Here is a 23,133-nt window from a genome sequence, read left to right on the forward strand (position 1 = left end):
TGCTCTCAGGCAGGCCTCAAAAAACATGCACTGTACGCTATTTATATTGCCTCAAAGCACATCGCGACACCCATGCCGCCACCGATGCACAGTGTAGCCAGCCCCTTTTTGGCGCCTCGCCGCTTCATCTCGAAGAGCAGCGTGTTGAGGACGCGTGCACCCGACGCGCCGATCGGATGACCGATCGCGATCGCGCCGCCATTGACGTTGACGATGTCAGGGTTCCAGCCGAGATCCTTGTTGACGGCGCAGGCCTGAGCCGCGAAGGCCTCATTGGCTTCGACGAGGTCGAGATCGCCGACGGACCAGCCGGCCTTTTCCAGCGCCTTGCGAGAGGCCGGGATCGGGCCTGTACCCATGACCTGCGGATCGACGCCGGCTGTTGCCCAGGAAACGATGCGGGCAAGCGGCTGGATGCCGCGTCGCGACGCTTCCGCTTCGCTCATCAGCACGGCTGCAGCAGCGCCGTCGTTGAGACCGGAGGCATTTGCCGCAGTCACCGTGCCGTCCTTGTCGAAAGCCGGTCGCAGCTTTGCCATGGCCTCCAGCGTCGCGCCGTAGCGGATATATTCGTCGGCATCAACGGTCACGTCACCCTTGCGACCCTGAATGACGAAAGGAACGATTTCGTCCTTGAAGCGGCCCGCCTTCTGCGCGGCCTCGGCCTTGTTCTGCGAACCGACGGCGAACTGATCCTGATCATCACGCGAAAGCTGCCATTGGCGTGCGATATTTTCTGCGGTAACGCCCATGTGATAGCCATAAAAGGCGTCGGTGAGACCGTCCTTGATCATGGTGTCGATCATCTTCATGTCGCCCATCTTCACGCCGCCGCGCAAATGCGCTGCGTGCGGCGCCATCGACATGGATTCCTGGCCGCCGGCGACGATGATCTTCGCATCGCCAAGCGCAATCTGCTGCATCCCGAGTGCGACAGCACGCAGGCCGGACCCACAGAGCTGGTTGACGCTCCAGGCTGTCGCCTCCTTGGGAACGCCGGCCTTCATTGCGGCCTGACGGGCCGGGTTCTGGCCTTCACCAGCCTGCAGGACCTGGCCAAGGATGACCTCGTCCACGTCTTCAGGAGAAACACCTGCCCGCTCCAGCGCGCCCTTGACGGCCGCCGCACCGAGTTCGTGAGCGGGAATTGTGCCGAAAGCACCGTTGAAGGAACCGACAGCGGTGCGCGCTGCAGAGGCGATGACGACGGATGAACTGCTCATAGGGTGGTTTCCTCGTTTCTCGTCACACATATAAGTGGAAACTGACAAAGCTGCAGGCGCAAGTCAAATGCCAAGACTGTCCCGCCATCTGCTGCAGCGCCCTCGAATGGATTTATCCGTACGGGGAAAGGGCTTGCCGCATCGCACAAAGAGATTGTCACCGCCCTTCTTTTGCGTCTACAGTCTCTGGTGGAGGAGTATACATACAATCAGATGGGGGTTCGGAGACTGATATGGCAAAGACCGAGGGTCAGATCGTAATCAAGAAATATGCCAATCGCCGCTTATACAATACGGGCACCAGCACCTATGTGACGCTGGAAGACCTGGCGGAGATGGTGAAGAAGGGGGAGGACTTTGTCGTCCAGGACGCCAAAAGCGGTGACGACATCACGCATTCGGTATTGACCCAGATTATTTTCGAGCAGGAATCGAAGACCGGCAACACGCTGCTTCCGATCTCCTTCCTGCGTCAGCTCATCACCTACTATGGTGACCAGATGCAGATGGTCGTTCCGAGCTTCCTGGAGCATTCCATGCGTGCATTCACGGAACAGCAGTCGCAGATCCGCGAGCAGATGAACCGCGCTTTCGGCGAAACGCCGCTCGGCAAAAACCTTCAGCTTCCCATGCAGATGATCGAGGATCAGGTCCGCCGGAACACCGAGATGTTCCAGCAGGCCATGCAGATGTTCTCGCCCTTCATGACGCCACCGCCCAAGGAAACCCGCAAGGCGGAGGCCAAGGACATCGACGAGCTGAAGGAACAGCTTCGCGCGCTGCAGAACAAACTCGACAACCTATAGGCCAATCGAAACGTCCCGGCCGGCGCTGCGGATCGACACCGCAAAGCCGCCGATCACGTCGATCAGCGCAATGGTCATCAGAATGAAGAAGACCTGGGTCGCCGCGTCCTGGACGAGAAGAAACTCGACCAGGAAGGCGATGAAGACCAGCATCGACAGCATATGATTGATCAGGTTGCCGGAACCGTTCCGGGTCGCCTTCAGGATCTCCAAGAAAAGCACGACGAGCGCCACGACGATGAAGAGATCGCCGAGCGCCATGCTCCACATCGCGCCTGAGAGCATCGACAGCACGATCACGTCGTGCTGGAGCGAGGGAATTCCGCCACCACCCAACAGGCCCAGCATCGCCAGATTGTAAAGAATAAATGGAATAACCATCAGCGGTATTGCGGTAATCATGCAGAAAAATCTCCCTGACCTCCAGGGAATACTGCCTGACATCACCGTCTCACTTCAAGGCATCGAAGATTATGATATCTTGAAAAGAAAAAGGCCGGCGTTTGAGCCGGCCTTTAAAACTTTCATCGGACAAGCCGCATAGAGAATTATGCGTTTTCCTTCGGCGTCAGAACCTGACGGCCACGGTACATACCGGTCTTCAGATCGATATGGTGCGGGCGGCGCAGTTCGCCGGAGTTCTTGTCTTCAACGTAGGTCGGAGCCTTCAGCGCATCAGCCGAACGGCGCATGCCGCGCTTGGACGGGCTCGTTTTTCTCTTCGGTACAGCCATTTCTCTTACTCCACTTGCGGGCAAAACATGTCCACGGCCAGACTGGCGGCCGAAACGGACATGTCGCGATTTCGGAAATTTTGCGCGCTTATACATGCAAGGGGCGGCCTTGACCAGTCCCCATATGGATTTTTTGCGATGCGGCTGATTCTCTGATCAGACCTCATCTTCCGGCACGATCCACGGCTCGACGCGGGCCGCCTCTTCCCACCTCCGCCAGGCCGGGTGCGCCTTCATCGCATCCATATAGGCCAGTGTATCCTTGCCGCTGACGAGATCATATATATCGAAGCGATTAACGACGGGCGCAAACATCGCGTCCACCCCGCTGAATTCACCGAAGAGGAACGGACCACCGGATTTCTGCAGAAGATCGCGCCAGATCGTCTCGATGCGGCTGATATCGGCGGAAACCCCGTCGGGAAGTGCGATCTTGCCCTTCGGCCGGCGGATATTCATCGGGCAGGCGCTGCGCAATGCCCGGAAGCTCGAAAGCATCTCCATGGAAACCGAACGGGCGAGCGCCCGCTCGGCACGATCCCCGGGCAGCAGTCCGGCTTCAGGGAAGAGCTCCGCTGCATATTCGATGATCGCAAAGGATTCCCAGATTTTCAGCGTTCCATGCTGCAGCATCGGCACATGGCCACTCGGCGAGATGGCCTTGATGTTGGGGTTACCGTTTGGATAGTCGAAGGGGATCAGCACCTCCTCGAAATCGATGCCGACGCCCATCAGCGCCATCCACGGCCGGAACGACCAGGAAGAGTAGTTCTTGTTGGCGATATAGAGCGTCAGCTTGTCCATGATGCTTTCCTGTCAGGGTTCGAAATCGAAGATCAGCAGTTCGTGGAAGTGATTCATATCCTCGTACACGCAGAAGGCCGGCGGGTTGAACTCCAGCACAGGCGCCGCGCGTCGGATATCTTCAGCAACCTCGTTGAGCATCGCCTGCCAGCGTGGCAAAGCTTCATCTTCCAGCCGCTCGATCGCATAGGCGAAGGTCATGTGGAGCCCTCATGGTTGGGTTGGCGATAACCCAGAAGATCGGCGAATGCATCGCGCCAGGCGCGCATCACCTTGCGATCACCTTCCGTCGCGCCCTCGAGCAGCAGGCCGGACGGACGAGCTTCAATGATAGCGACATTGAAGGGATCGAACATCGAGAAACCTTCGAGCCGCGCCGCCAGGAGCTCGCTCATGTCATCGATTGGCGTGTCGAGTGGAATATCATCAGGCCAACGATCCTGCTTGCGCTCCGTCTCGATTACGCCATCGAAAAGCGTCATGTGGAGGCTTGTAATCGGCGTGAAGAGAAACTGTGGCGCCTCAGGCATCGCAAGATATTTTTCGCGCGCCTGGATCAGTGCCTGCTGGGTTTCAGAGCCCTTCGCCGGATGGCAGACGATCGTGTTGCCCTGCTCCGGCAGAAAGCCCCCGACCTTGTGGTAACGAGTGCCTAAATGCACCGGCGGAGCTGGATTGTGGGTTTTCGAATATTGGAGAAGCTCAGGCGAAAGTGTTGTGGTGGTCATGGGGCGACTTAAGGGCTCTCGTTGGTACTGCATTCGCCCTTATGGCAGAACCAAGAATGTCAGATGACGCTTGCCGCTTCCAACGACAAGTTCTGATATCAATCATAGATGCACTTGATGTAATCGCCGGAGCCCTGCGCCCGCCGTTCGATGACCGCCGCGAGCCTGCGCAGCCCTCGTCCGGGTTTTCCGGCATTGCGGTCGATCGGGTTCGGCAGCGAAGCCGCCAGAAGCGATGCCTGCCGGCGCGTCAGCTTCGAAGCAGGCACCTTGAAATGATATTGCGCCGCCGCCTCGATACCGTAAATGCCAGGCCCCCATTCGGCGATATTGAGATAGATCTCCATCAACCGCCGCTTCGACCAGACGAAATCGGAAGCGACTGCGAGCGGTAGTTCCAGCCCCTTGCGAATGAAGGAGCGGCTGTTCCAGAGGAAGAGGTTCTTCGCCGTCTGCATGGGAATGGTGCTGCCGCCGCGTGTCTCCTGGCCCCCTAGCGTATCTTCGACCAGCATGCGCATTTCGCCCCAGTCGACGCCACCATGGAAACAATACTGCCCGTCTTCCGACATCATGACCGACTGCACGAGAACAGGCGCGACGTCGTCGATCGACACCCACCGCCGATCATAACCGCGCAGAAGCACGAGATCGCGCAGCATCAACGTCGAAACCGGATGAATGAAGGGCAGCAGATAGAGGAAGATCAGGACATAGGGCAAAAGCAACAGGGCCAGAACGGCAAGAACAATGCGCTTCAGCACCTGGCGGTCTCCAAACCAGCGCCGGCGAACCGGCGCCTCGGCGCTCTCCACTGTCTCTGGCGCTATATCCAATGTCCCAGTCCGTTTTCGCCCTCGTCGTTGTCATACCGCCTGAAAACCCGCATTGCCAGAGCGCAGCCGAAATCTTGGCGCAGTGATCTACAATTCCGTTGCCAGCAGCGGTTCCGCCGTGCCAAAGAGCGCGCATGGACGCGAAACGGGAAACATTCGAGACACGGTTGAAAAACGGCGCCACCGAGATCGAGGCGCTGCTTGACCTGCTGCTCTCCCCCACCGTTCTGTCCGATGAGATCGCCCGCCCCGACCTTTTGCGCAACGCCATGCACTACGCCGTCCTCAACGGTGGCAAACGTCTGCGCCCGTTCCTTGTCGTGGAGGCTGCCACGCTTCTCGGCGGCAACAGGCAGGCAGCTCTGCGCGTCGGTGCAGCACTTGAATGCATCCACTGCTATTCGCTCGTTCACGACGATCTGCCTGCCATGGACGATGACGACCTGCGCCGCGGCAAACCGACCGTGCACGTCAAATTCGATGAAGCGACCGCCATTCTAGCCGGCGACAGCCTGCTGACCTACGCCTTCGATATCATCGCCGCACCGGAAACGGATCTGCCGGACCGCAGCAAAACGGAACTCGTTCTGGCAATTGCCCGTGCGGCTGGCCTCGGCGGGATGGCCGGCGGCCAGGCGCTCGATCTTGCCGCGGAAAAACAGACGCCAGACGAAGCAGGCATCGTCCGCCTGCAGGCGATGAAGACAGGGGCGCTGATCCGCTTTGCCTGCGAGGCAGGCGCCATCATCGCCGGAGCGTCTGCGGAGGACCGTCAGCGCCTGCGCCGCTTCGGTGAAAAAATCGGCCTCGCCTTCCAGCTTGCCGACGATATCCTCGACCTGACTTCCGATTCCCAGACGATGGGCAAGGCGACCGGCAAGGATGCGGCCCGCGGCAAGGGAACGCTCGTGGCGCTTCACGGCATGGAGTGGGCAGAAAAACAGCTGCGCCAGCATGTCGCGGACGCGGAAGAACTGCTCGCCTCCTATGGCGAGCACGCTGCATTGTTGATCACGGCAGCCCACTTCATAGCCGAGCGCAAGAGCTGAGGCTGAGGAAAGGCGGCGCCGTTCGCCCCTTTGCAAGAGGTCATCGAAAAGCGGAATGATTACTCCGCCGCCGTCTTCCGGCCGAAGCGCTTCTCGATATAGTCGATGACGAGCGCCTCGAAATCCGAAGCGATATTCGGGCCGCGCAGCGTCAGGGCCTTCTTGCCGTCGATGAAGACGGGGGCAGCCGGCGTCTCGCCGGTGCCGGGGAGCGAAATGCCGATATCGGCATGCTTGCTTTCACCCGGTCCGTTGACGATACAGCCCATGACCGCGACGTTGAGCGCTTCCACGCCCGGATACTTCTCGCGCCAGACCGGCATATTCTTGCGGATGTCACTCTGGATGTTCTGCGCAAGTTCCTGGAACACCGTCGAGGTCGTGCGCCCGCAGCCCGGACAGGCCGCAACGACAGGCACGAACTGTCGGAAACCCATGACCTGCAGCAATTCCTGCGCCACCTGCACCTCGCGGGTGCGGTCACCGTTCGGCTCCGGTGTCAGCGAAATGCGGATCGTATCGCCGATGCCGTTCTGCAGCACATAGCCCATGGCAGCCGAAGAGGCGACGATGCCCTTCGTACCCATGCCGGCTTCGGTGAGGCCGAGATGCAGCGCATGGTTGGAGCGTTCGGCGAGCATGGAATTGACGGCGATCAGATCCTGAACCTGACTGACCTTGGCCGACAGGATGATGCGGTTGCGCGGCAGGCCGATCTCCTCGGCGAGCTGGGCAGACAGCAGCGCCGACTGCACGATCGCCTCATGCGTCACCTGCCGGGCCGAAAGCGGCGATCCCTCGGCCTGGTTCTTGTCCATGAGCTGCGTCAGCAGTTCCTGGTCCAGCGAACCCCAGTTGACGCCGATGCGCACCGGTTTGTCATAGCGGATCGCCATCTCGATGATTTCGGCGAACTGCTTGTCCTTCTTGTCCTTGAAGCCGACGTTGCCCGGATTGATGCGGTATTTCGCCAGTGCCTCAGCGCAGGCCGGATGATCGGCGAGCAGCTTATGGCCGATATAATGGAAGTCGCCGATCAGCGGCACATCCATGCCGAGGCGCAGCAGGCGCTCACGGATCTTCGGCACGGCGGCAGCACTTTCGTCGCGGTCGACGGTGATGCGGACAAGCTCGGAACCGGCGCGATGGAGTGCGGCCACCTGGGCGACGGTGGAATCCACATCCGCCGTATCGGTGTTGGTCATGGATTGCACAACGACCGGCGCACCGCCGCCGACGATGACACCGCCGACATCAACGGCAACGGAGGCGCGGCGCGGTTTCGGATCGAAATCGAAAGCAGACATGAAGAGCTCTTACACCCGGAAAACAGAGCCTTTCAGGTGGATCAAGCCCGCAGGCTTGTCAACCGCCCCGTATATCACTTTTGTTTGGAGGCGGCTCAGTGGCCGCCACCGGAGACCCCGTCGGCATAATGCGCCAGCCTGGAGAATGCGAGAACGACGAGCAACAGCACCGGCAGCGCCATGAAGACAGCCGCAAAGCCGACATGTTCAGCCACGAAGCCGATCACCGAAGGCGCAACCAGCATGCCGGAATAACCCATGGTTGTCACGACGGAGATAGCGATGCCGGGTTTCAGGCCGGGAATATTGCCTGCCGCCGAAAAGGCGATCGGCACCATGTTGGAAATGCCGATCCCGCAAAGCGCGAAGCCGAGGATGGCAATTTCCGCATTTGGCGCAAGGCTCGCAAGTAGCATACCGGCAATCGCAAACAAGGTGCAGATACGCAGCGTCTTGACGCCACCGAGACGGTCGCGAACCAGGTCGCCGGCAAAGCGCATGGTCGCCATGGTCGCCGAGAAGGCCGCAAAGCCGAGGCCGGAGAGGGCGACCGACGCACCCATTTCCTGCCTGAGATAGAGCGCACCCCAGTCCAGGACCGCACCTTCCGGCACCATGCAGAATAGCGCCATAATACCGAGCAGCCACGGCAGCGGCACCATCGGCAGCTTCGTCTTCTCCTTCTTGGTATCAGGATGCGGCGGGTCGGCCAGGATCATCGGCCAGGCGATGGCAAGGAAGATCGCGGCAAGCACGGTCGCCAGCTCCGCGTGACCAAGAATACCGAGTTTGGAGATCACCAGGCCGCCGAGACCGGAACCGATCAAACCGCCGAGACTCCAGAAGGCATGGCAGGACGACATAATGGCACGGCGCATGGATTTTTCCACCGCCACGGCATTGGCGTTCATTGCCACGTCCATCGCGCCGATGAAACCGCCGAACAGAAAGAGCGAGATCGCCCCTGTGATGACGTTGGGAGCCAGCGTCAGCGCCAGAAGCATCGGCAACAGGCAAACGGCCAGTACCTGCACGACAACCCGCGAGCCATGCTTGGCGATCTGCGCGCCGGCGATCGGCATCATGACGAGCGAACCGAGGCCGAAGACCAGGATCATCAGCCCGAGTTCGAACTTGGTGAGATCAAGCCGTTCGGCAAAGTCAGGAATCTTTGGCGCCCAGCCACCGATGACGAAACCGTTCATGAGAAAGAGCAGCGAGACCGCCGCTCTGTTGCTGGTGACAAAGCTGCTCCGCACCCTCGGAGCCACGCTCACGTTATTATCCATTTCCTTGTCTTTCCTCTCATCGGGCTTGACTACCCGATCCCCATAAAAGGCGGGACGGCCTCAAGCCGTCTTCTCCGCAACGATCGTCCGGCACCCGCGTGCACGGTATTCCTCGAGCATGAGAGCATCGGCGTCATGCTCCACGACAAGGCATTCGCAATGCGCGACCGGCAAAACGCTGTGCGGCGCTGCTGTGCCGAATTTTTCCGATGTGGCCGCAACCATGACCCGCTTGCTCCTGGATGTGGCGAACCGCTTGAACTCCGCATCCTCGAAGCCGAACGCTGTCAATCCTGCCTCGATATCGACGCCGCAGGCGCCCAGAATACAGAGGTCGGGCGAAAGCTGCTCCATGTCGCGCAGGGCCTTGGCGCCGAGCGAGCCACCGGTTTGACGGTCGACCAGGCCGCCGATCAGGATGACGTTGACTTCAGGTTTTTCGATCAGCGCCGCAGCGATCACCGGTGCATTCGTCGCTGCAGTCAGCGGCAAGTCAGCCGGCAACGCATTGGCGATTGCCAGATTGGTGCTGCCGGCATCGAAGAAAACCGTCATGCCGGCGGCGATTTCGCCTGCAGCGGCGCGCGCCAGAGCCTGCTTCCGGTCGGCAGCAAAACTCATGCGCTGGGTCAGGCTCCCGCGCGCCGGCGAGACCGGCAACGCTCCGCCGTAGACCCTTTCGCAGAGGCCTGCTGCAGCCATCTCGCGCAGGTCACGCCGCACCGTGTCTTCAGAGACTCCGAATTCGAGCGCAAGCTCCGCAGCCAGCACGCGGCCATGCGTCTTGAGCCGCTCGGAAATCACACTCTGACGTTCTCGCAACAGGAAATCCTGCATGTTCCTACCGGATCAATCTATCAACACCTATAATCATGCATAAACGCTGACGATCGTGCATGCAACATGCACGGTCACACGTTTTCTGACATTGTGAAACGAAGCTCCACCAGTAGGGCGAAATCTGGCCTATTGACCGGCTCCAAGGGCGCGAATATCGATCGGGCATTCCCGATTCCTGCCGGCATATCCCGCCTCTGGTGCATTCCCGTGAAAAACTCCGTCAGCTTGGGCATCGCGCTCACGACAGCAGCCTATATGGCGTTCACCTTCCATGACGCGATCGTCAAGGTTTTGACATCAGCGATCCCCGTCTGGCAGATCCTGTTTTTCCGCAGCCTCACAATTCTTATCGGCTGCCTCGCCTATGGCCGCGGCAAGCTTGTCCATCACGCTGTCACCTCTCCGATCATCAAACCGATGATCGCCCGCAGCATCCTACTGCTCTGCGCTTGGCTTTCTTACTATACCGCCGCACGCCACCTGCAACTCGCCGAAGTCACCACCCTTTACTACGCCGCTCCCGTCGTCGGCACCGTGCTTGCCTGGTTCATTCTGAGAGAAGAAGTGACACCCGCACGTTGGCTTGCGGTGGGCGTCGGCTTCGTGGGCGTGCTCATCGCCTGCAATCCCGTCGGCCTGACCATCTCCTGGTCAGTCTATCTGGCGCTGCAGGCAGCCGTGCTCTGGGCATCGGCCATGGTGCTGCTGCGTAAGACCTCGCTGCATGAGAAGACCATCGTCCAGCTAGCCGTCTCCAATGTCTTCTTTCTCATCATGACCGGCATCGCCGTCATCTATACCTGGCAGACGCCGACTCTCACACAACTCGGCTTGCTCATCGGCACCGGCGTCGTTGCCGGCTGCGCCCAGTTCGCGCTTTTCGAAGGCATGCGTCAGGCGCCGGTTTCGGTGCTCGCACCCTTCGAATATACCTCGCTCGTCTGGGCCTTCATCCTTGGCTACATGATCTGGGCCGACATTCCGACGTACAATGTCGTTGTCGGCGCGATCATGATCCTTGGAGCAGGGTTGATCATTATCGTCAGCGAAAGACTGCGCCATCGCGCGACGGCCTGATACCGGTTTCAGCCGGATTCGTAACCAGAATGGCGGCTTGAGAAAAATATTCGCAGTTGCCGCTTTTATTTGCAGTTTTCTACGCTTCCGATGCCGCAATTTTCTGCGATGTATCAACCATCCGAACACGCTCTTCCCAAGGATGGATAGAACAATGAACTGGTTGAAAACCGTCGCCGCCGCTGCCCTCATTCAGGCTGCAGCCCTTCTGCCTGCCCATGCCGGCGAAAACCTCGGCGCCATCAAGTCTGCCGGCGTCTTCAAGATCGGCACGGAAGGCACCTACGCCCCGTTCACCTATCATGACGAAAGCGGCAAGCTCGTCGGCTTCGACGTGGAGATCGGCGAAGCAGTCGCCGCCAAGCTCGGCGTCAAGGCAGAGTTCGTTGAAGGCAAGTGGGACGGCCTGATCGCCGGCCTCGACGCCAACCGCTATGACACGGTCATCAACCAGGTCGGCATTACCGATGCGCGCAAGCAGAAGTACGACTTCTCCGAGCCCTATATCGCTTCCAAGGCCGTTCTGATCGTCCGTGACGGCGACGACAGCATCAAGACCTTCGCCGATCTCAAGGGCAAGAAGGCCGCTCAGTCGCTGACCAGCAACTTCGGCAAGCTCGCCACGGAAGCGGGCGCCGAACTCGTCGGCACCGACGGCTTCGACCAGTCGATCCAGCTCGTGCTGACGAAGCGCGCCGATGCCACGATCAACGACAGCCTTTCCTTCCTCGACTTCAAGAAGCACAAACCGGACGCTCCGGTGAAGATCGTCGCCCAGCAGGAAAATGCTGACTATTCCGGTATCATCATCCGCAAGGGCGAACCGGAACTGCTCGAAGCGATTAACAAGGCGCTCGCCGACATCAAGGCTGACGGCACCTACAAGAAGATCGCCGACAAGTATTTCGGCCAGGACGTTTCCAAGTAAGTCCTGACACCGGCGGTTTCGCGCTGCCGCCATATCATCTATAGCTGCATGAGAAAGCGTCCGGCGAACACTCGCCGGACGCGTCTTTTCTTGAGGACACGCCCTTGCCGCACTGGCTCCAACTGATGGCGGAATCGCTTCCCTCGCTCCTCTGGGCGGGGCTGATCTTCACCATCCCCTTGACCCTGCTTTCCTTCGCCTTCGGATTGATCCTAGGCCTGATCACCGCGATCGCCCGTCTCTTCGGACCAGAACCTGTTGCAGCCATTGCCCGTTTTTATGTCTGGGTCATCCGCGGCACGCCTCTGCTCGTCCAGCTCTTCGTCATCTTCTACGGCCTGCCGAGCATCGGTATCTTGCTCGATGCCTTTCCGGCGGCCCTGATCGGCTTCACGCTGAATATCGGCGCCTACAGCTCCGAAATCATTCGCGCCGTCATCTCCTCCGTGCCCAAGGGCCAATGGGAAGCGGCCTATTCGATCGGCATGAGCTGGCGTCAGGCCATGAGCCGCACCATTCTGCCGCAAGCCGCCCGCGTAGCCGTGCCGCCGCTGTCGAACACCTTCATCTCGCTGGTCAAGGACACTTCGCTCGCAGCCGCCATCACCGTGCCGGAGCTCTTCCAGGCCGCGCAACGCATCGTCGCCACCACTTACGAGCCATTGATCCTTTATATCGAGGCAGCACTGATCTATCTCGTCCTGAGCTCCGTGCTCTCAACGCTGCAGCAAAGGCTGGAACGCCGCTTCGCGCGTTATGGCGGCATGCTGGAGGCAAATGCATGATCGAGCTTTCCAATATCGAAAAGCGCTTCGGTGACGCCGTCATCCTGAAGGACATCAGCATCCGCATTCCGGAAGGCAGCGTTACCGCTCTCGTCGGCCCGTCCGGCGGCGGCAAGAGCACGCTGCTTCGCTGCATCAATCTCCTGGAAATCCCGACCGCAGGCGTAATCCACCTCGGCGAAGAAACGCTTTCCTTCGCACCCGGCAAGCGTGTCGGCTGGCAGGCAATCCAGAAGATCCGTCGCCAGACTGGCATGGTGTTCCAGAACTTTCAGCTATTTCCGCATCAGACGGCGATCGAAAACGTCATGGAAGGTCTGGTCACAGTCCTGAAATGGCGAAGGGAAAAGGCGCGCGAACGCGCCATGGAACTGCTGACCAAGGTCGGCATGGCACACAAGACCGATGCCTGGCCCTCGACGCTCTCCGGCGGCCAGCAGCAGCGCGTGGCAATCGCCCGCGCTCTCGCGCCTTCGCCGCGCGTATTGCTCTGCGACGAGCCGACGTCTGCGCTTGATCCGGAACTGTCAGCGGAAGTGGTAGACGTGCTGGGCCAGCTTGCCCGTGAAGGCACGACCATGGTCATGGCGACCCATGATCTTCGCCTCGCCTCCAAGATTGCCAATGACGTGGTTTTTCTGGAAGCCGGCAGCGTGGTGGAAACGGGCAGCGCCAGGGCGATCTTCAATACGCCGGAGAAGGAGCGCACCAAGCGCTTTATCTCCACCATCAATGCGGCGCACACTTACGATATCTGAGCAATGCCGGGATGCGAACATCCCGCCACACGGAAATTCCAATTAAGCGGCCGTGACGACGGCGCGGGCTGCCTTCAGCGCATTGCCCCACCAGGTCAGCTGATCGAGCAGGTTCTTGGCGGCTTCGTTCAGATGCGCGTAGTCGCCGAGGTTCTTGCCTTCCTTGAGAACCGAAAGATATTCGCCGAACGAGATGTGAACGGCCGTCTTGACGGAAGCCGCGCTCATTTCGACGAAGACCAGACGAAGATGCTCGACCGCGCGTGCGCCACCGACGCCGCCATAACCGACAAAGCCGACCGGCTTCTGGATGAATTCGCCGAGATCGATCGCGTTCTTCAGAACGGCCGTCGGGGCATGATTATATTCGGCGGCCGTGAAGATGAAGCCATCGAATTCGCGTAGCTTCTTCTTCCAACGCTCGGCGGTTTCGCTTTCCGCCGCGGTGGCACGCGCTTCACCGAAGAAATGCATGGGGTAGTCGAGAAGATCGAGAATTTCGACTTCGAGTTCGGAACGCTGACCGACGAGTTCGGCGATCCACTTGGCCGGATGCTCGGCGAAACGGCCAATGCGCGTGCTGCCGACGATGACGGCAATCTTCAACTTGCTCATAGAGATGCTTTCCTGATTGGGCTTGGGGGCTGGTGGTGAGAGCGGAATTCTATGAGAAAGCCTCCTCGCCCGGCAAGGCGAGAAGGCTGCTAACTCTCAGAAAAATCAGCTTTTTAACAAGCCAATCGGACACAATCGGGTGATATCGGAGACAACGTCGCCTTCTGCTTAACCGGCATAGACGACGAGCAGATCCTTGGCATCAATCTGGTCGCCAGCCTTGACCAGCACTTCCGAGATCGTTCCGCCCTTCTCCGCGTGCAGGGCCGTTTCCATCTTCATCGCCTCGATGGAGACGAGCACGTCGCCGGCACTGACTGCCTGTCCCGGCGAGACGAAGACGCGCGAGATGACGCCCGGCATCGGCGCACCGACATGGACCGCATTGCCGGCTTCCGCCTTGCGCCTGATAGCGGCACCCGACGCACCATGCGCCCGGTCCGGCACCTTGATGCGGCGTGGCTGGCCGTTGAGCTCGAAGAAGACAGTGACCATGCCCTGGCTGTCGGTCTGGCTCATCGCCTGATTGACGATGACGAGCGTCTTGCCCTTTTCGATATCGGCAAAGAGTTCCTCGCCATCCTTGAGGCCGTAGAAATAAGCGGGCGTCGGCAGCACCGAGACCGGGCCGTAGGTATCCGAAGCCAGCGCAAAATCGGTGAAGACCTTTGGATACATGAGGTAGGAGGCGAACTCGAAATCGCTCACCTCACGCTCGAGCTTGGTTTCGATCGCCTTGCGCTCCGCATCGAGATCAGCATCGTCAAGCAGAGAACCTGGACGCACGGTATAGGGCTGCTCGCCCTTCAGAGCTTTCTTCTGCAGCGCTTCCGGCCATCCCGACGGAGGCTGGCCGAGATCGCCCTTCAGCATCGAAACCACCGATTCCGGGAAAGAAACCTCCCTGTCCGGGCTGACGACGTCGGCAACCGTCAGATCTTGAGAGACCATCATCAGCGCCATGTCGCCGACAACCTTGGAGGACGGCGTCACCTTGACGATATCGCCGAACATCTGGTTGGCGTCGGCATAGGCCTGCGCCACCTGGTGCCAACGGGTTTCGAGACCGAGCGACCGGGCCTGTTCCTTGAGGTTGGTGAACTGACCACCCGGCATTTCGTGCAGGTAGACTTCCGATGCCGGCCCCTTCAGATCGCTCTCGAAGGCCGCATACTGATTGCGAACCGCTTCCCAATAGAAGGAGATGCGGCGGATCCATTCCGGATCGAGGCCCGGATCGCGCTTGGAGCCGCGCAGCGCCTCGACGATCGAGCCTAGGCAGGGCTGCGAGGTATTGCCCGAGAGCGCATCCATCGCCGCATCGACGGCATCGACGCCGGCATCCACGGCAGCAAGAACCGTGGCAGCAGCGATGCCCGACGTATCATGCGTATGGAAATGGATCGGCAGGCTGGTCGCTTCGCGCAGCGCCTTGAAGAGGACCTTGGCGGCGGCCGGCTTCAACAGGCCCGCCATGTCCTTCAGTGCGATGATATGCGCGCCGGCCTTTTCGAGCTGGACGGCAAGGTCCGTATAATATTTGAGGTCGTATTTCGGCCGGGCGGAATTGAGGATATCGCCCGTGTAGCAGATCGCCGCTTCGCAGAGCTTGTTTTCCTCGGCAACGGCGTCCATCGACACGCGCATGTTCTCCACCCAGTTCAGGCAGTCGAAGACGCGGAAGAGATCGATACCGCCTTTCGCAGCCTGGCGGACGAAATATTTCACGACGTTGTCAGGGTAGTTCTTGTAGCCGACGCCATTCGCTCCGCGCAGCAGCATTTGCAGCAGCAAGTTGGGAGCTGCCTCGCGGATCAGCCCCAGACGCTCCCACGGATCTTCCGTCAGGAAGCGCATGGAAACATCGAAGGTAGCCCCGCCCCAGCATTCCAGTGACAAGAGGTTCGGCAGCGCATGCGCATAAGTGCCGGCGATCCCGGCAATGTCATATGTGCGCATGCGGGTGGCGAGCAGCGACTGGTGTCCGTCGCGCATCGTCGTATCGGTCAGCAGCACCTGTTTCTGCTCGCGCATCCACTCGCCGAATTTCTTCGGGCCAAGCTGGTCGAGACGTTGCTTCGTACCATCGGGGATCTTGCCGCCATTGATATAGGGTACGACAGGCTTGGCGGCATCCTCTGATGGCCGCGGGCGATCCTTCGCTTCCGGGTGGCCGTTGACGGTGACGTCGGCGAGATAGGTGAGAAGCTTGGTGGCACGGTCCTGGCGCTTGACCTGCTGGAAGAGTTCCGGCGTCGTGTCGATGAAGCGTGTCGTGTAGGAATTATCCTTGAACTTCGGATGCGTAATGATCGCCTCGAGGAAGGTCAGGTTGGTGGCGACACCGCGGATGCGGAATTCGCGCAGCGCGCGGTCCATACGGGAAATGGCTTCCAGCGGATTGGGTGCCCAGGCGGTCACCTTGACAAGCAAAGGGTCGTAGTAGCGGGTGATGATCGCGCCGGTATAAGACGTGCCGCCGTCGAGGCGTATACCGAAACCCGATGCCGAACGGTAGGCGGTGATGCGGCCGTAATCCGGAATGAAATTATGCTCGGGGTCCTCTGTCGTGATGCGGCACTGCAGTGCATGGCCGTTGAGGCGGATATCCGCCTGCTTTGGTACGCCGGATTCCTCAGTGCCGATCGCAAATCCGTCGAGAATGTGGATCTGCGCCTTGACGATATCGATGCCGGTGACGACTTCGGTGACCGTATGCTCCACCTGGATGCGTGGATTGACTTCGATGAAGTAGAATTTGCCGGTGTCGGCATCCATCAGGTACTCGACGGTGCCGGCACCGACATAGCTCGTCGCCTCGGCGATCTTCAGCGAATAGGCGGCGAGTTCCTGTCGCTGTGCTTCCGAAAGATACGGCGCGGGCGCGCGCTCGACGACTTTCTGGTTACGGCGCTGGATGGAGCAGTCGCGCTCGAAGAGATGCACGACATTGCCGTGCGTATCACCCAGGATCTGGCTTTCGACATGACGAGCACGTTCCACCAGCTTTTCGAGATAGACCTCGTCCTTGCCGAAGGCGGCCATCGCTTCACGCTTGGCTTCCGTCACTTCGCGGGCGAGATCGGCTTCGGAGCGGATGACACGCATGCCACGACCGCCGCCGCCCCACGAGGCTTTCAGCATGACGGGATAGCCGATCGTGGCCGCCATGCGTGCGACCTCCGCCATATCGTCCGGCAGCGGCTCGGTCGCCGGAACGACCGGAACGCCGACGGAAATGGCAAGGTTTCGCGCCGCAACCTTGTTGCCGAGCTGGCGCATCGTTTCGGCCCTCGGGCCGATGAAAGTGATGCCTGCGGCATTGCAGGCATCGACGAATTCAGGGCTTTCCGAAAGCAGGCCGTAGCCGGGATGAATGGCGTCGGCACCGGAAAGCTTAGCGACGCGGATCACTTCGTCGATCGAAAGATAGCTTTCGATCGGCCCAAGATCGCGGGCGAGATGCGGGCCGCGGCCGACTTGATAGCTCTCGTCGGCCTTGAAACGATGCAGCGCCAGCTTGTCTTCCTCAGCCCATATCGCGACCGTTTTTATCCCGAGCTCGTTGGCCGCGCGGAAGACACGGATGGCGATTTCGGAACGGTTGGCGACAAGAATCTTCGATATGGGCAATGTACTCTCCTCAAAGCACGGAAACGGGCCATGCTGCACCCGCGAAGAGAATTCTTAACGTGCTGTTACAGAAAGTTCAATTTCCCTTGCCGTGACGAAATAGAATTTCTCTAGATCTCAGGTGATCAGCCCGTGCCGGAAAGCCAGAGCCACTGCCTGCTGCCGATTCTTGGCCTTCAGCTTGTCCTGCAGGCCGTTCATGTACCAGTCGACTGTGTGATTGGAGATCTTCAGATGCTTACTGATCTCCATCGAGGTCATGCCCTCGGCAAGATAATGCAGGATTTCCATTTCGCGCCTGGTCAACTGCGTATCGCTGATCGGCACCGTTTCCAGCGTCGCAGCCTCGCCCTGCATATCGAGCAGCCGCCAGAAGGCCTTGCGGGCGATCGCCTCGAAAAGCGAGATCTCCGGCGGCGAAAGCTCAATCGGCTTGCCGCCGACGCTGAGGCTGCCGAGGATGCCGTTTCGCCCATAGATCGGGAAGATATAGCCGTCTTCCAGCCCATGGCCGTAGGCATCGACCATCATCTGCTCCATGCGGCGTTGATGCGGGTCATCCCGGAAAGCCGCCATGCTGTCGCGCCAGCGGAAAGGCCGCTGCGCATGCGCAAGATACCGTACGGTCGGATCGACGAGCACGTATTTTTTCACCGCATAGATGTGCGACCATCTCTCCGGCCATCGGCTGGCCATAGTCACACCCCACGGGTTGTCTCCCTGCTTGGGATGACGAAGCAGACCGTAGAAATCGAATCCGCTCGCGCGGATCACCTTTTCGAGTTCGTCGAGCACACTTTGGCTATCGGAACTTTCCTCTAAAATGACAAGCAATTGAATTAAAGAATGAATTTGCACAAAATGCCCCTTGCCCGGACCAACGAGGCCGCCGGAGCAGGCCTGTTAACCCGCCGCTGAACGGTCTTTCCTAAAAATTGCAGTTCGCAAGTTGGATGGTGCGCTAGACGCTCCAGCGAATGCAAGCGCAAATTGTCGTGATGTATAGCTAAGCAACAATTTCAAAACCATGGTCACTTATCGCACTCTACGATCACAAATTTCGAAGCCGGATTCCAAACCCGAAGATCCTGTTAATCGTCGGTTCAGGTAGTTTTTTGTAGCATCGCACCATCCCGTTTTTCGCAGATGCAAAAAGAGGTTCCGACGTGTCGTTATTTAAGGTCTATGCAAGGGCTCTGCGCTATCTCGGCGCCTACAAGCTCCGCGTATCCCTCGTCGTTATCGCGAACATCGTATTGGCGGCCATCACCATTGCCGAGCCGATCCTGTTCGGCCGTATCATCGATGCGATTTCCGGCAAGGGCGAAGTCAAGCCAATCCTTATGATGTGGGCCGCCTTTGCGGTTTTCAATACCATCGCCTTCGTCCTCGTGGCACGCGAAGCAGACAGGCTGGCCCACGGCCGCCGCGCGACGCTTCTGACGGAGGCCTTCGGCCGCATCATCTCCATGCCGCTTTCCTGGCACCATCAGCGGGGTACGTCCAACGCGCTGCACACGCTGCTGCGCGCCTGCGAAACCCTGTTCGGCCTGTGGCTGGAGTTCATGCGCAACCATCTTTCGACAGTCATTGCGCTTGGCCTGCTCATCCCGACCGCGATATCCATGGATCTGCGTCTCTCCGCAGTCCTGATCGTGCTCGGCATCGCCTATTGGATCATCGGCCGCGTGGTCATGAGCCGCACGAAGGATGGCCAGGCTTCGGTCGAGAACCACTATCATACTGTCTTCGGTCACGTCAGCGATTCCATCAGCAACGTCTCGGTGCTGCATAGCTATAACCGTATCGATGCCGAAACGCGTGCGCTGAAGTCCTTCGCCGATCGCCTGCTGCAGGCGCAGTACCCGGTGCTCGACTGGTGGGCGCTTGCGAGCGCACTGAATCGCATGGCCTCCACGATCGCCATGATGATCGTGCTCGTCATCGGTACCGTGCTGGTCCAGAACGGCGAACTGCGTGTCGGCGACGTCATTGCCTTCATCGGCTTCGCTAACCTGCTGATCGCCCGCCTGGACCTGATGCGCCAGTTCGCCACGCAGATCTTCGAGGCCCGTTCGAAACTGGAAGACTTCTATAATCTGGAAGATTCCGTCCGCGAACGCGAAGAGCCGGCCGGCAACGGCGAGATCAAGGACGTCAAGGGCGACGTCGAGTTCAACGACGTCTCCTTCGGCTTCGCCAACAGCTCGCAGGGCCTGCACAACGTCTCCTTCAAAGTGAAGGCCGGCCAGACGGTTGCGATCGTCGGTCCGACCGGCGCCGGCAAGACGACGCTCGTCAATCTGCTGCAGCGTGTCTACGATCCGCAGGGCGGCCAGATCCTCGTCGACGGCACCGATATCAGCAAGGTCACGCGCAAGTCGCTTCGCCGCTATATCGCCACCGTCTTCCAGGATGCCGGCCTGCTCAATCGCTCGATTAGCGACAACATCCGCCTCGGCCGCGAGAACGCGTCTGAAGAGGATATGCGTCGCGCCGCCGAAGCCGCCGCCGCGTCCGACTTCATCGAGAACCGCGACGAGCAGTACGACACCCATGTCGGCGAACGTGGCAACAAGCTCTCCGGCGGCGAACGCCAGCGTATCGCGATCGCCCGCGCCATTCTCAAGGATGCGCCGATCCTGGTGCTGGACGAGGCGACCTCCGCGCTCGACGTCGAGACGGAAGCCCGCGTCAAGGCCGCGATCGACAACCTGCGCCAGAACCGCACCACCTTCATCATCGCCCACCGTCTCTCGACGGTCCGCGAGGCGGATATGGTGCTGTTCCTCGACAACGGCCGCATTGTCGAGCACGGCAGCTTCGACGAGCTCAGCCACTCCAACGGCCGCTTCGCTGCTCTGCTGCGCGCCAGCGGCATCCTGACGGACGATGAAGTCCGCAAGGCCCACACGACCGAAGCTGCCTGATCGGCTTCGCAAGGACACGACGAAAGGCCGGAAGGGCATCGCTCTTCCGGCCTTTTTGTTGCGTGGATTCCCTGTGAAACGCTGTGGGCAGACCCGCTTGTCATCGTCCTCGGTAGGGATAGATCTGTAGAACCTCTAAGCCGCTTCTGCATAGACCAGGTCAGGTGCAAGGATCCATTCGCCCTGTTTGAGCGACATGACATCAAGCCTGCCGCGGCCATCCCTGGCGGCGATGCCGACAAACCGATAGCGGCCACCGTTCCGGTCGATGACCACGGCAGAAATCGGTTTACCGCGAAGATGACCGACAACAGGGCCGTCTGCCTTCGCGGCATCAAGCACGAAATATTCGTGAGGAACGTTGCGACTAACCATCACGCGCGACCTCGCTCCGGCCGACATCCATCTTTGTCCCTGCCTTCATTGCGGCATCCGGGCGATTGGCCTCGGCCGGAACCGGCTTGCGGCAGAACTGTTTCGTCTTCTTGATCTCGGTAATGAATGGCTTTCGCTGCGGCCTCATAACTTGTCCTTTCGGTTTGAAATGCGTGTCACGCAAAGATGCATTCCACCTGTCCAAGTGGTCCGAAATCAGCCGCCATATGCTGGCCGGGCCAAACCTGAAGAATGGTCGTGCACGATCCCGTCGCAACGATATCGTTGGCCTGAAGCTGCCTGCCGTTCGCCGAAAGCTGGCCTGCCAGCCAGACGACGGCATTGAGCGGATTGCCCATGACCGATGCGGATGTCCCCGAAAAGACCATCTGCTTGAACAGGAAGGTCGTAATATCGATGCCGGCAAGATCGGCTGATGCCAGCGCCCCGGTATGATCACCGCAGAGGGTTGCGACATGCAGGCCGAAGTCGGCGATCGCTGCGTGGTCTCCCGTGAAGACCCGCCGCGTGCGCCGGCCGAGAATGCCGACGGCCGGGCGGCAATCGAGCACGGCTTCAGCAGCACTGTCGAGGTTGATCGGCTCTCCGATATCCGGATAGGACCGCAGCATCGTGAAAACCAGCTCACACTGGACACCGATGGTGCCTGGCGGCAGCCGGAATTCCTTCGTGCCGGCAAGAAGTGCAGAACCGGGAATTTCGGAATAGATCGGCCTTGCGAGACCGAGGATGTGGCGCGATTCCTCGCTCGTGCCGACAAGCACGTAGCCCTTGCGCTCGAAACCCAGCGCATCCTGTGCGATCGCCTGGATGTCATAAGCCTCGCGTTCGGAGGAGATCAGGTCAAGGGGAAGATCGCAGAGTTCATTATGCCGACGGCTCCTGGCGAGGATATCGGCTGTGGCGTCCTTGAGTTCGAAGTACATCTTCGTGCTCCCTATCATTGGCATTGCCTCAGGAAGCCAAAATGGAGCCAGGCGCGTAACCGTTCCATTCGTGATGAACAGCTAAAAAATCAAAATCTCATAGTGATCCCGGAGGTTTGCCCTCGCGCTTCCACCTGGAGCAACTGCGTCAAGGCGTAGCCATCCACGCTCGGCGAAAAGAAAAAAGCCGGCGGCCTCTTCGACCGCCAGCTTAATATTGTTTGAGGAAGCCGGCCTATTTGCGCTTGCCCTGACCGTAGGAATCCGCCGCCCGGTTGACACGGACCGGTACCGGAATGGCGCCGCCGGCAAGAGGCCGGGTCTTTTCCTGTTCGCGTTTGTATTCAAGATAATAGGCATAGGCGAACTGGGCGGCGATACCGGCAAGCACGAAGATCGGGCCGATGATCTGGTCTCGATTGGTGATGTAGAGCAGCACTTGCCCGGCCATTGCAAGGATGGTGCCGGCGACGAAGATATTGAGCGAGTGCCGGCCGAGGATCGTCAGCGGATGATCGGCCGGGCGGCGGAAAGCCTGCGATACCGCCGGAATATTGATCACCAGATAGGCGAGCGCCAGCACGTGCATAAGACGCGGCAGCGACAGGAAGGTTTTGTCGAAACCGGTGAGCACTACCGGCAGGCCGAGCGCCGCAAGATAGTTTCCGAGATCCCAGAGACGGGCTGTCACCCAGATGAAGGAGAGCACGACATAGCTGAGTGCGAGCGCGAAAAGCAGCGGATGGCGGGGAAGCGTGCCGCCGCGCTTGACATGCATCATCGACACGATGCCGATCGTGAACAGGAACTGCCAGGAGAAGGGATTGAGGAACCAGTCTCCTTCAAACAGCATGTTCTGCGGCGCAATCTGATAGACGCCCGCAAGCAGCCAAACGGTGCCGGAAACGACTAGCGCCAACAGCGTGCTCTTCTCGTTCAGAAGCAGGATCAGCGGCACCATCAACATCAGCGCGCCGTACATCGGCAGAATGTTGTTGTAGCCGATCTGGTGGCCGAGCAGCAGCAGTGCGGGAATGCCCTCCTTCAGGTTCATCAGCACCGCCAGAATATTGATCTCGACCAGTAGCCCCGGCCGATGGAACAGCCAAGCGCCGCAGATAAAGAGCGCCAGCGTCACGAAGGTGGTGATCATATGAGCGAGATAAAGCGTGAAGGCGCGCTTTGCCGCCTTGATCGCCATTTCCAGCCGTCTGCCCGCCTTGAAGCGCGAACCATAAGCAAGACCGACTGCAATGCCCGAGATCAGCACGAAGGCTTCGGCGGCATCGGAAAAGCCGAAATTCTTCGTCGTGATATATTCGAAGATTTGCCCTGGGACGTGATTGATGAAGATCGTGATCAGGGCAAGACCACGAATCACATCGAGCCTCGTATCACGCTTCGACGCCGCTACTGATATGGAACTTCGTTGGGCGCCAATGGCTTTGGTCGGCATACCTGCCATGGTG

22 protein-coding genes and 1 pseudogene are annotated in these 23,133 nt (G+C 59.6%); 7 read left to right on the plus strand and 16 right to left on the minus strand.

Going from position 1 to position 23,133, the window contains the following annotated elements; genetic code table 11:
- Positions 1-41: 41 nt before the first annotated feature.
- On the minus strand, positions 42-1,223 hold the full coding sequence (locus FHT87_RS27960) for an acetyl-CoA C-acetyltransferase (RefSeq protein ID WP_183734491.1): 1,182 nt from the start codon (positions 1,221-1,223) through the stop codon (positions 42-44).
- Between the two features lie 233 nt (positions 1,224-1,456).
- Here FHT87_RS27960 and phaR point away from each other — a divergent pair, with 233 nt between their 5' ends.
- Positions 1,457-2,029, plus strand: a complete 573-nt coding sequence (gene phaR / locus FHT87_RS27965; protein ID WP_183805923.1) for a polyhydroxyalkanoate synthesis repressor PhaR — start codon at positions 1,457-1,459, stop codon at positions 2,027-2,029.
- On the opposite strand, the gene FHT87_RS27970 is transcribed toward phaR, so the two are convergent.
- The 5 genes and pseudogenes from FHT87_RS27970 to mtgA form a co-directional block, all read right to left on the minus strand.
- Positions 2,024-2,431 carry a hypothetical protein gene (locus FHT87_RS27970; protein WP_183805924.1) on the minus strand — a complete coding sequence of 136 codons (408 nt, stop codon included), beginning with the start codon at positions 2,429-2,431 and terminating at the stop codon, positions 2,024-2,026. The two genes, phaR and FHT87_RS27970, sit on opposite strands and share 6 nt — an antisense overlap.
- A 146-nt stretch (positions 2,432-2,577) precedes the next feature.
- Entirely contained in the window at positions 2,578-2,763 is a 186-nt protein-coding gene (gene rpmF, locus FHT87_RS27975) for a 50S ribosomal protein L32 (RefSeq protein WP_026186748.1), read from the minus strand.
- A 156-nt stretch (positions 2,764-2,919) separates the two neighbouring features.
- The gene (locus tag FHT87_RS27980) at positions 2,920-3,567 is read right to left on the minus strand and encodes a glutathione S-transferase family protein (RefSeq protein ID WP_183805925.1); all 648 of its coding nucleotides are present in this window, start codon (positions 3,565-3,567) and stop codon (positions 2,920-2,922) included.
- A gap of 12 nt (positions 3,568-3,579) precedes the next feature.
- A pseudogene (locus FHT87_RS27985) lies at positions 3,580-4,295 on the minus strand (DUF1868 domain-containing protein).
- Positions 4,296-4,393: 98 nt separating this feature from the next.
- Positions 4,394-5,131, minus strand: coding sequence for a monofunctional biosynthetic peptidoglycan transglycosylase (gene mtgA, locus FHT87_RS27990; protein WP_183805926.1), 738 nt, complete (start codon positions 5,129-5,131; stop codon positions 4,394-4,396).
- A 134-nt stretch (positions 5,132-5,265) separates the two neighbouring features.
- On the opposite strand from mtgA, the gene FHT87_RS27995 reads away from it, so the two are divergent.
- On the plus strand, positions 5,266-6,180 hold the full coding sequence (locus FHT87_RS27995; RefSeq protein WP_183805927.1) for a polyprenyl synthetase family protein: 915 nt from the start codon (positions 5,266-5,268) through the stop codon (positions 6,178-6,180).
- Between the two features lie 59 nt (positions 6,181-6,239).
- On the opposite strand, the gene ispG is transcribed toward FHT87_RS27995, so the two are convergent.
- From ispG to FHT87_RS28010, 3 genes are all read right to left on the minus strand, one after another.
- On the minus strand, positions 6,240-7,487 hold the full coding sequence (gene ispG, locus FHT87_RS28000; protein WP_183805928.1) for a flavodoxin-dependent (E)-4-hydroxy-3-methylbut-2-enyl-diphosphate synthase: 1,248 nt from the start codon (positions 7,485-7,487) through the stop codon (positions 6,240-6,242).
- Positions 7,488-7,582: 95 nt separating this feature from the next.
- The gene (locus FHT87_RS28005; RefSeq protein ID WP_183805930.1) at positions 7,583-8,776 is read right to left on the minus strand and encodes an MFS transporter; all 1,194 of its coding nucleotides are present in this window, start codon (positions 8,774-8,776) and stop codon (positions 7,583-7,585) included.
- A gap of 60 nt (positions 8,777-8,836) precedes the next feature.
- Positions 8,837-9,613: a DeoR/GlpR family DNA-binding transcription regulator gene (locus FHT87_RS28010; protein WP_183734500.1), complete on the minus strand. Its 777-nt coding sequence runs from the start codon at positions 9,611-9,613 to the stop codon at positions 8,837-8,839.
- Positions 9,614-9,745: 132 nt separating this feature from the next.
- Between FHT87_RS28010 and FHT87_RS28015 the strand changes: the two genes are divergently transcribed.
- The 4 genes from FHT87_RS28015 (at position 9,746) to FHT87_RS28030 (ending at position 13,164) form a co-directional block, all read left to right on the plus strand.
- Complete coding sequence (locus FHT87_RS28015; RefSeq protein WP_183805932.1) at positions 9,746-10,693, plus strand: DMT family transporter; 948 nt, start codon at positions 9,746-9,748, stop codon at positions 10,691-10,693.
- Positions 10,694-10,847: 154 nt separating this feature from the next.
- Positions 10,848-11,621 (plus strand): amino acid ABC transporter substrate-binding protein, encoded by a 774-nt coding sequence (locus tag FHT87_RS28020; RefSeq protein WP_183734502.1) that lies wholly within the window; start codon positions 10,848-10,850, stop codon positions 11,619-11,621.
- A 104-nt stretch (positions 11,622-11,725) separates the two neighbouring features.
- Entirely contained in the window at positions 11,726-12,406 is a 681-nt protein-coding gene (locus FHT87_RS28025; protein ID WP_183734503.1) for an amino acid ABC transporter permease, read from the plus strand.
- Positions 12,403-13,164, plus strand: a complete 762-nt coding sequence (locus tag FHT87_RS28030; RefSeq protein WP_183734504.1) for an amino acid ABC transporter ATP-binding protein — start codon at positions 12,403-12,405, stop codon at positions 13,162-13,164. The genes FHT87_RS28025 and FHT87_RS28030 overlap by 4 nt, the downstream gene beginning before the upstream one ends.
- A 42-nt stretch (positions 13,165-13,206) precedes the next feature.
- Here FHT87_RS28030 and FHT87_RS28035 read toward each other — a convergent pair whose 3' ends face one another.
- From FHT87_RS28035 to FHT87_RS28045, 3 genes are all read right to left on the minus strand, one after another.
- Entirely contained in the window at positions 13,207-13,779 is a 573-nt protein-coding gene (locus FHT87_RS28035; RefSeq protein ID WP_183734505.1) for an NAD(P)H-dependent oxidoreductase, read from the minus strand.
- Between the two features lie 168 nt (positions 13,780-13,947).
- A complete protein-coding gene (gene pyc / locus FHT87_RS28040; protein WP_183734506.1) occupies positions 13,948-17,412 on the minus strand; it encodes a pyruvate carboxylase in 3,465 nt (1,154 codons plus the stop codon).
- Between the two features lie 117 nt (positions 17,413-17,529).
- The gene (locus FHT87_RS28045; RefSeq protein ID WP_183734507.1) at positions 17,530-18,270 is read right to left on the minus strand and encodes a LuxR family transcriptional regulator; all 741 of its coding nucleotides are present in this window, start codon (positions 18,268-18,270) and stop codon (positions 17,530-17,532) included.
- Between the two features lie 308 nt (positions 18,271-18,578).
- Here FHT87_RS28045 and FHT87_RS28050 point away from each other — a divergent pair, with 308 nt between their 5' ends.
- Complete coding sequence (locus FHT87_RS28050; protein WP_183734508.1) at positions 18,579-20,342, plus strand: glucan ABC transporter ATP-binding protein/ permease; 1,764 nt, start codon at positions 18,579-18,581, stop codon at positions 20,340-20,342.
- 135 nt (positions 20,343-20,477) lie between these two features.
- On the opposite strand, the gene FHT87_RS28055 is transcribed toward FHT87_RS28050, so the two are convergent.
- The 4 genes from FHT87_RS28055 to opgC form a co-directional block, all read right to left on the minus strand.
- Complete coding sequence (locus FHT87_RS28055) at positions 20,478-20,717, minus strand: hypothetical protein (RefSeq protein WP_183734509.1); 240 nt, start codon at positions 20,715-20,717, stop codon at positions 20,478-20,480.
- The gene (locus FHT87_RS28060) at positions 20,710-20,865 is read right to left on the minus strand and encodes a hypothetical protein (protein ID WP_183734510.1); all 156 of its coding nucleotides are present in this window, start codon (positions 20,863-20,865) and stop codon (positions 20,710-20,712) included. The genes FHT87_RS28055 and FHT87_RS28060 overlap by 8 nt, the downstream gene beginning before the upstream one ends.
- A 28-nt stretch (positions 20,866-20,893) precedes the next feature.
- Positions 20,894-21,664, minus strand: a complete 771-nt coding sequence (locus FHT87_RS28065; protein WP_183734511.1) for a hydratase — start codon at positions 21,662-21,664, stop codon at positions 20,894-20,896.
- A 235-nt stretch (positions 21,665-21,899) separates the two neighbouring features.
- On the minus strand, positions 21,900-23,129 hold the full coding sequence (gene opgC, locus FHT87_RS28070; RefSeq protein ID WP_183734512.1) for an OpgC domain-containing protein: 1,230 nt from the start codon (positions 23,127-23,129) through the stop codon (positions 21,900-21,902).
- Positions 23,130-23,133 lie beyond the last annotated feature (4 nt).

This window comes from Rhizobium sp. BK316, from assembly GCF_014193695.1.
In the GTDB taxonomy this organism is placed as follows: domain Bacteria; phylum Pseudomonadota; class Alphaproteobacteria; order Rhizobiales; family Rhizobiaceae; genus Rhizobium.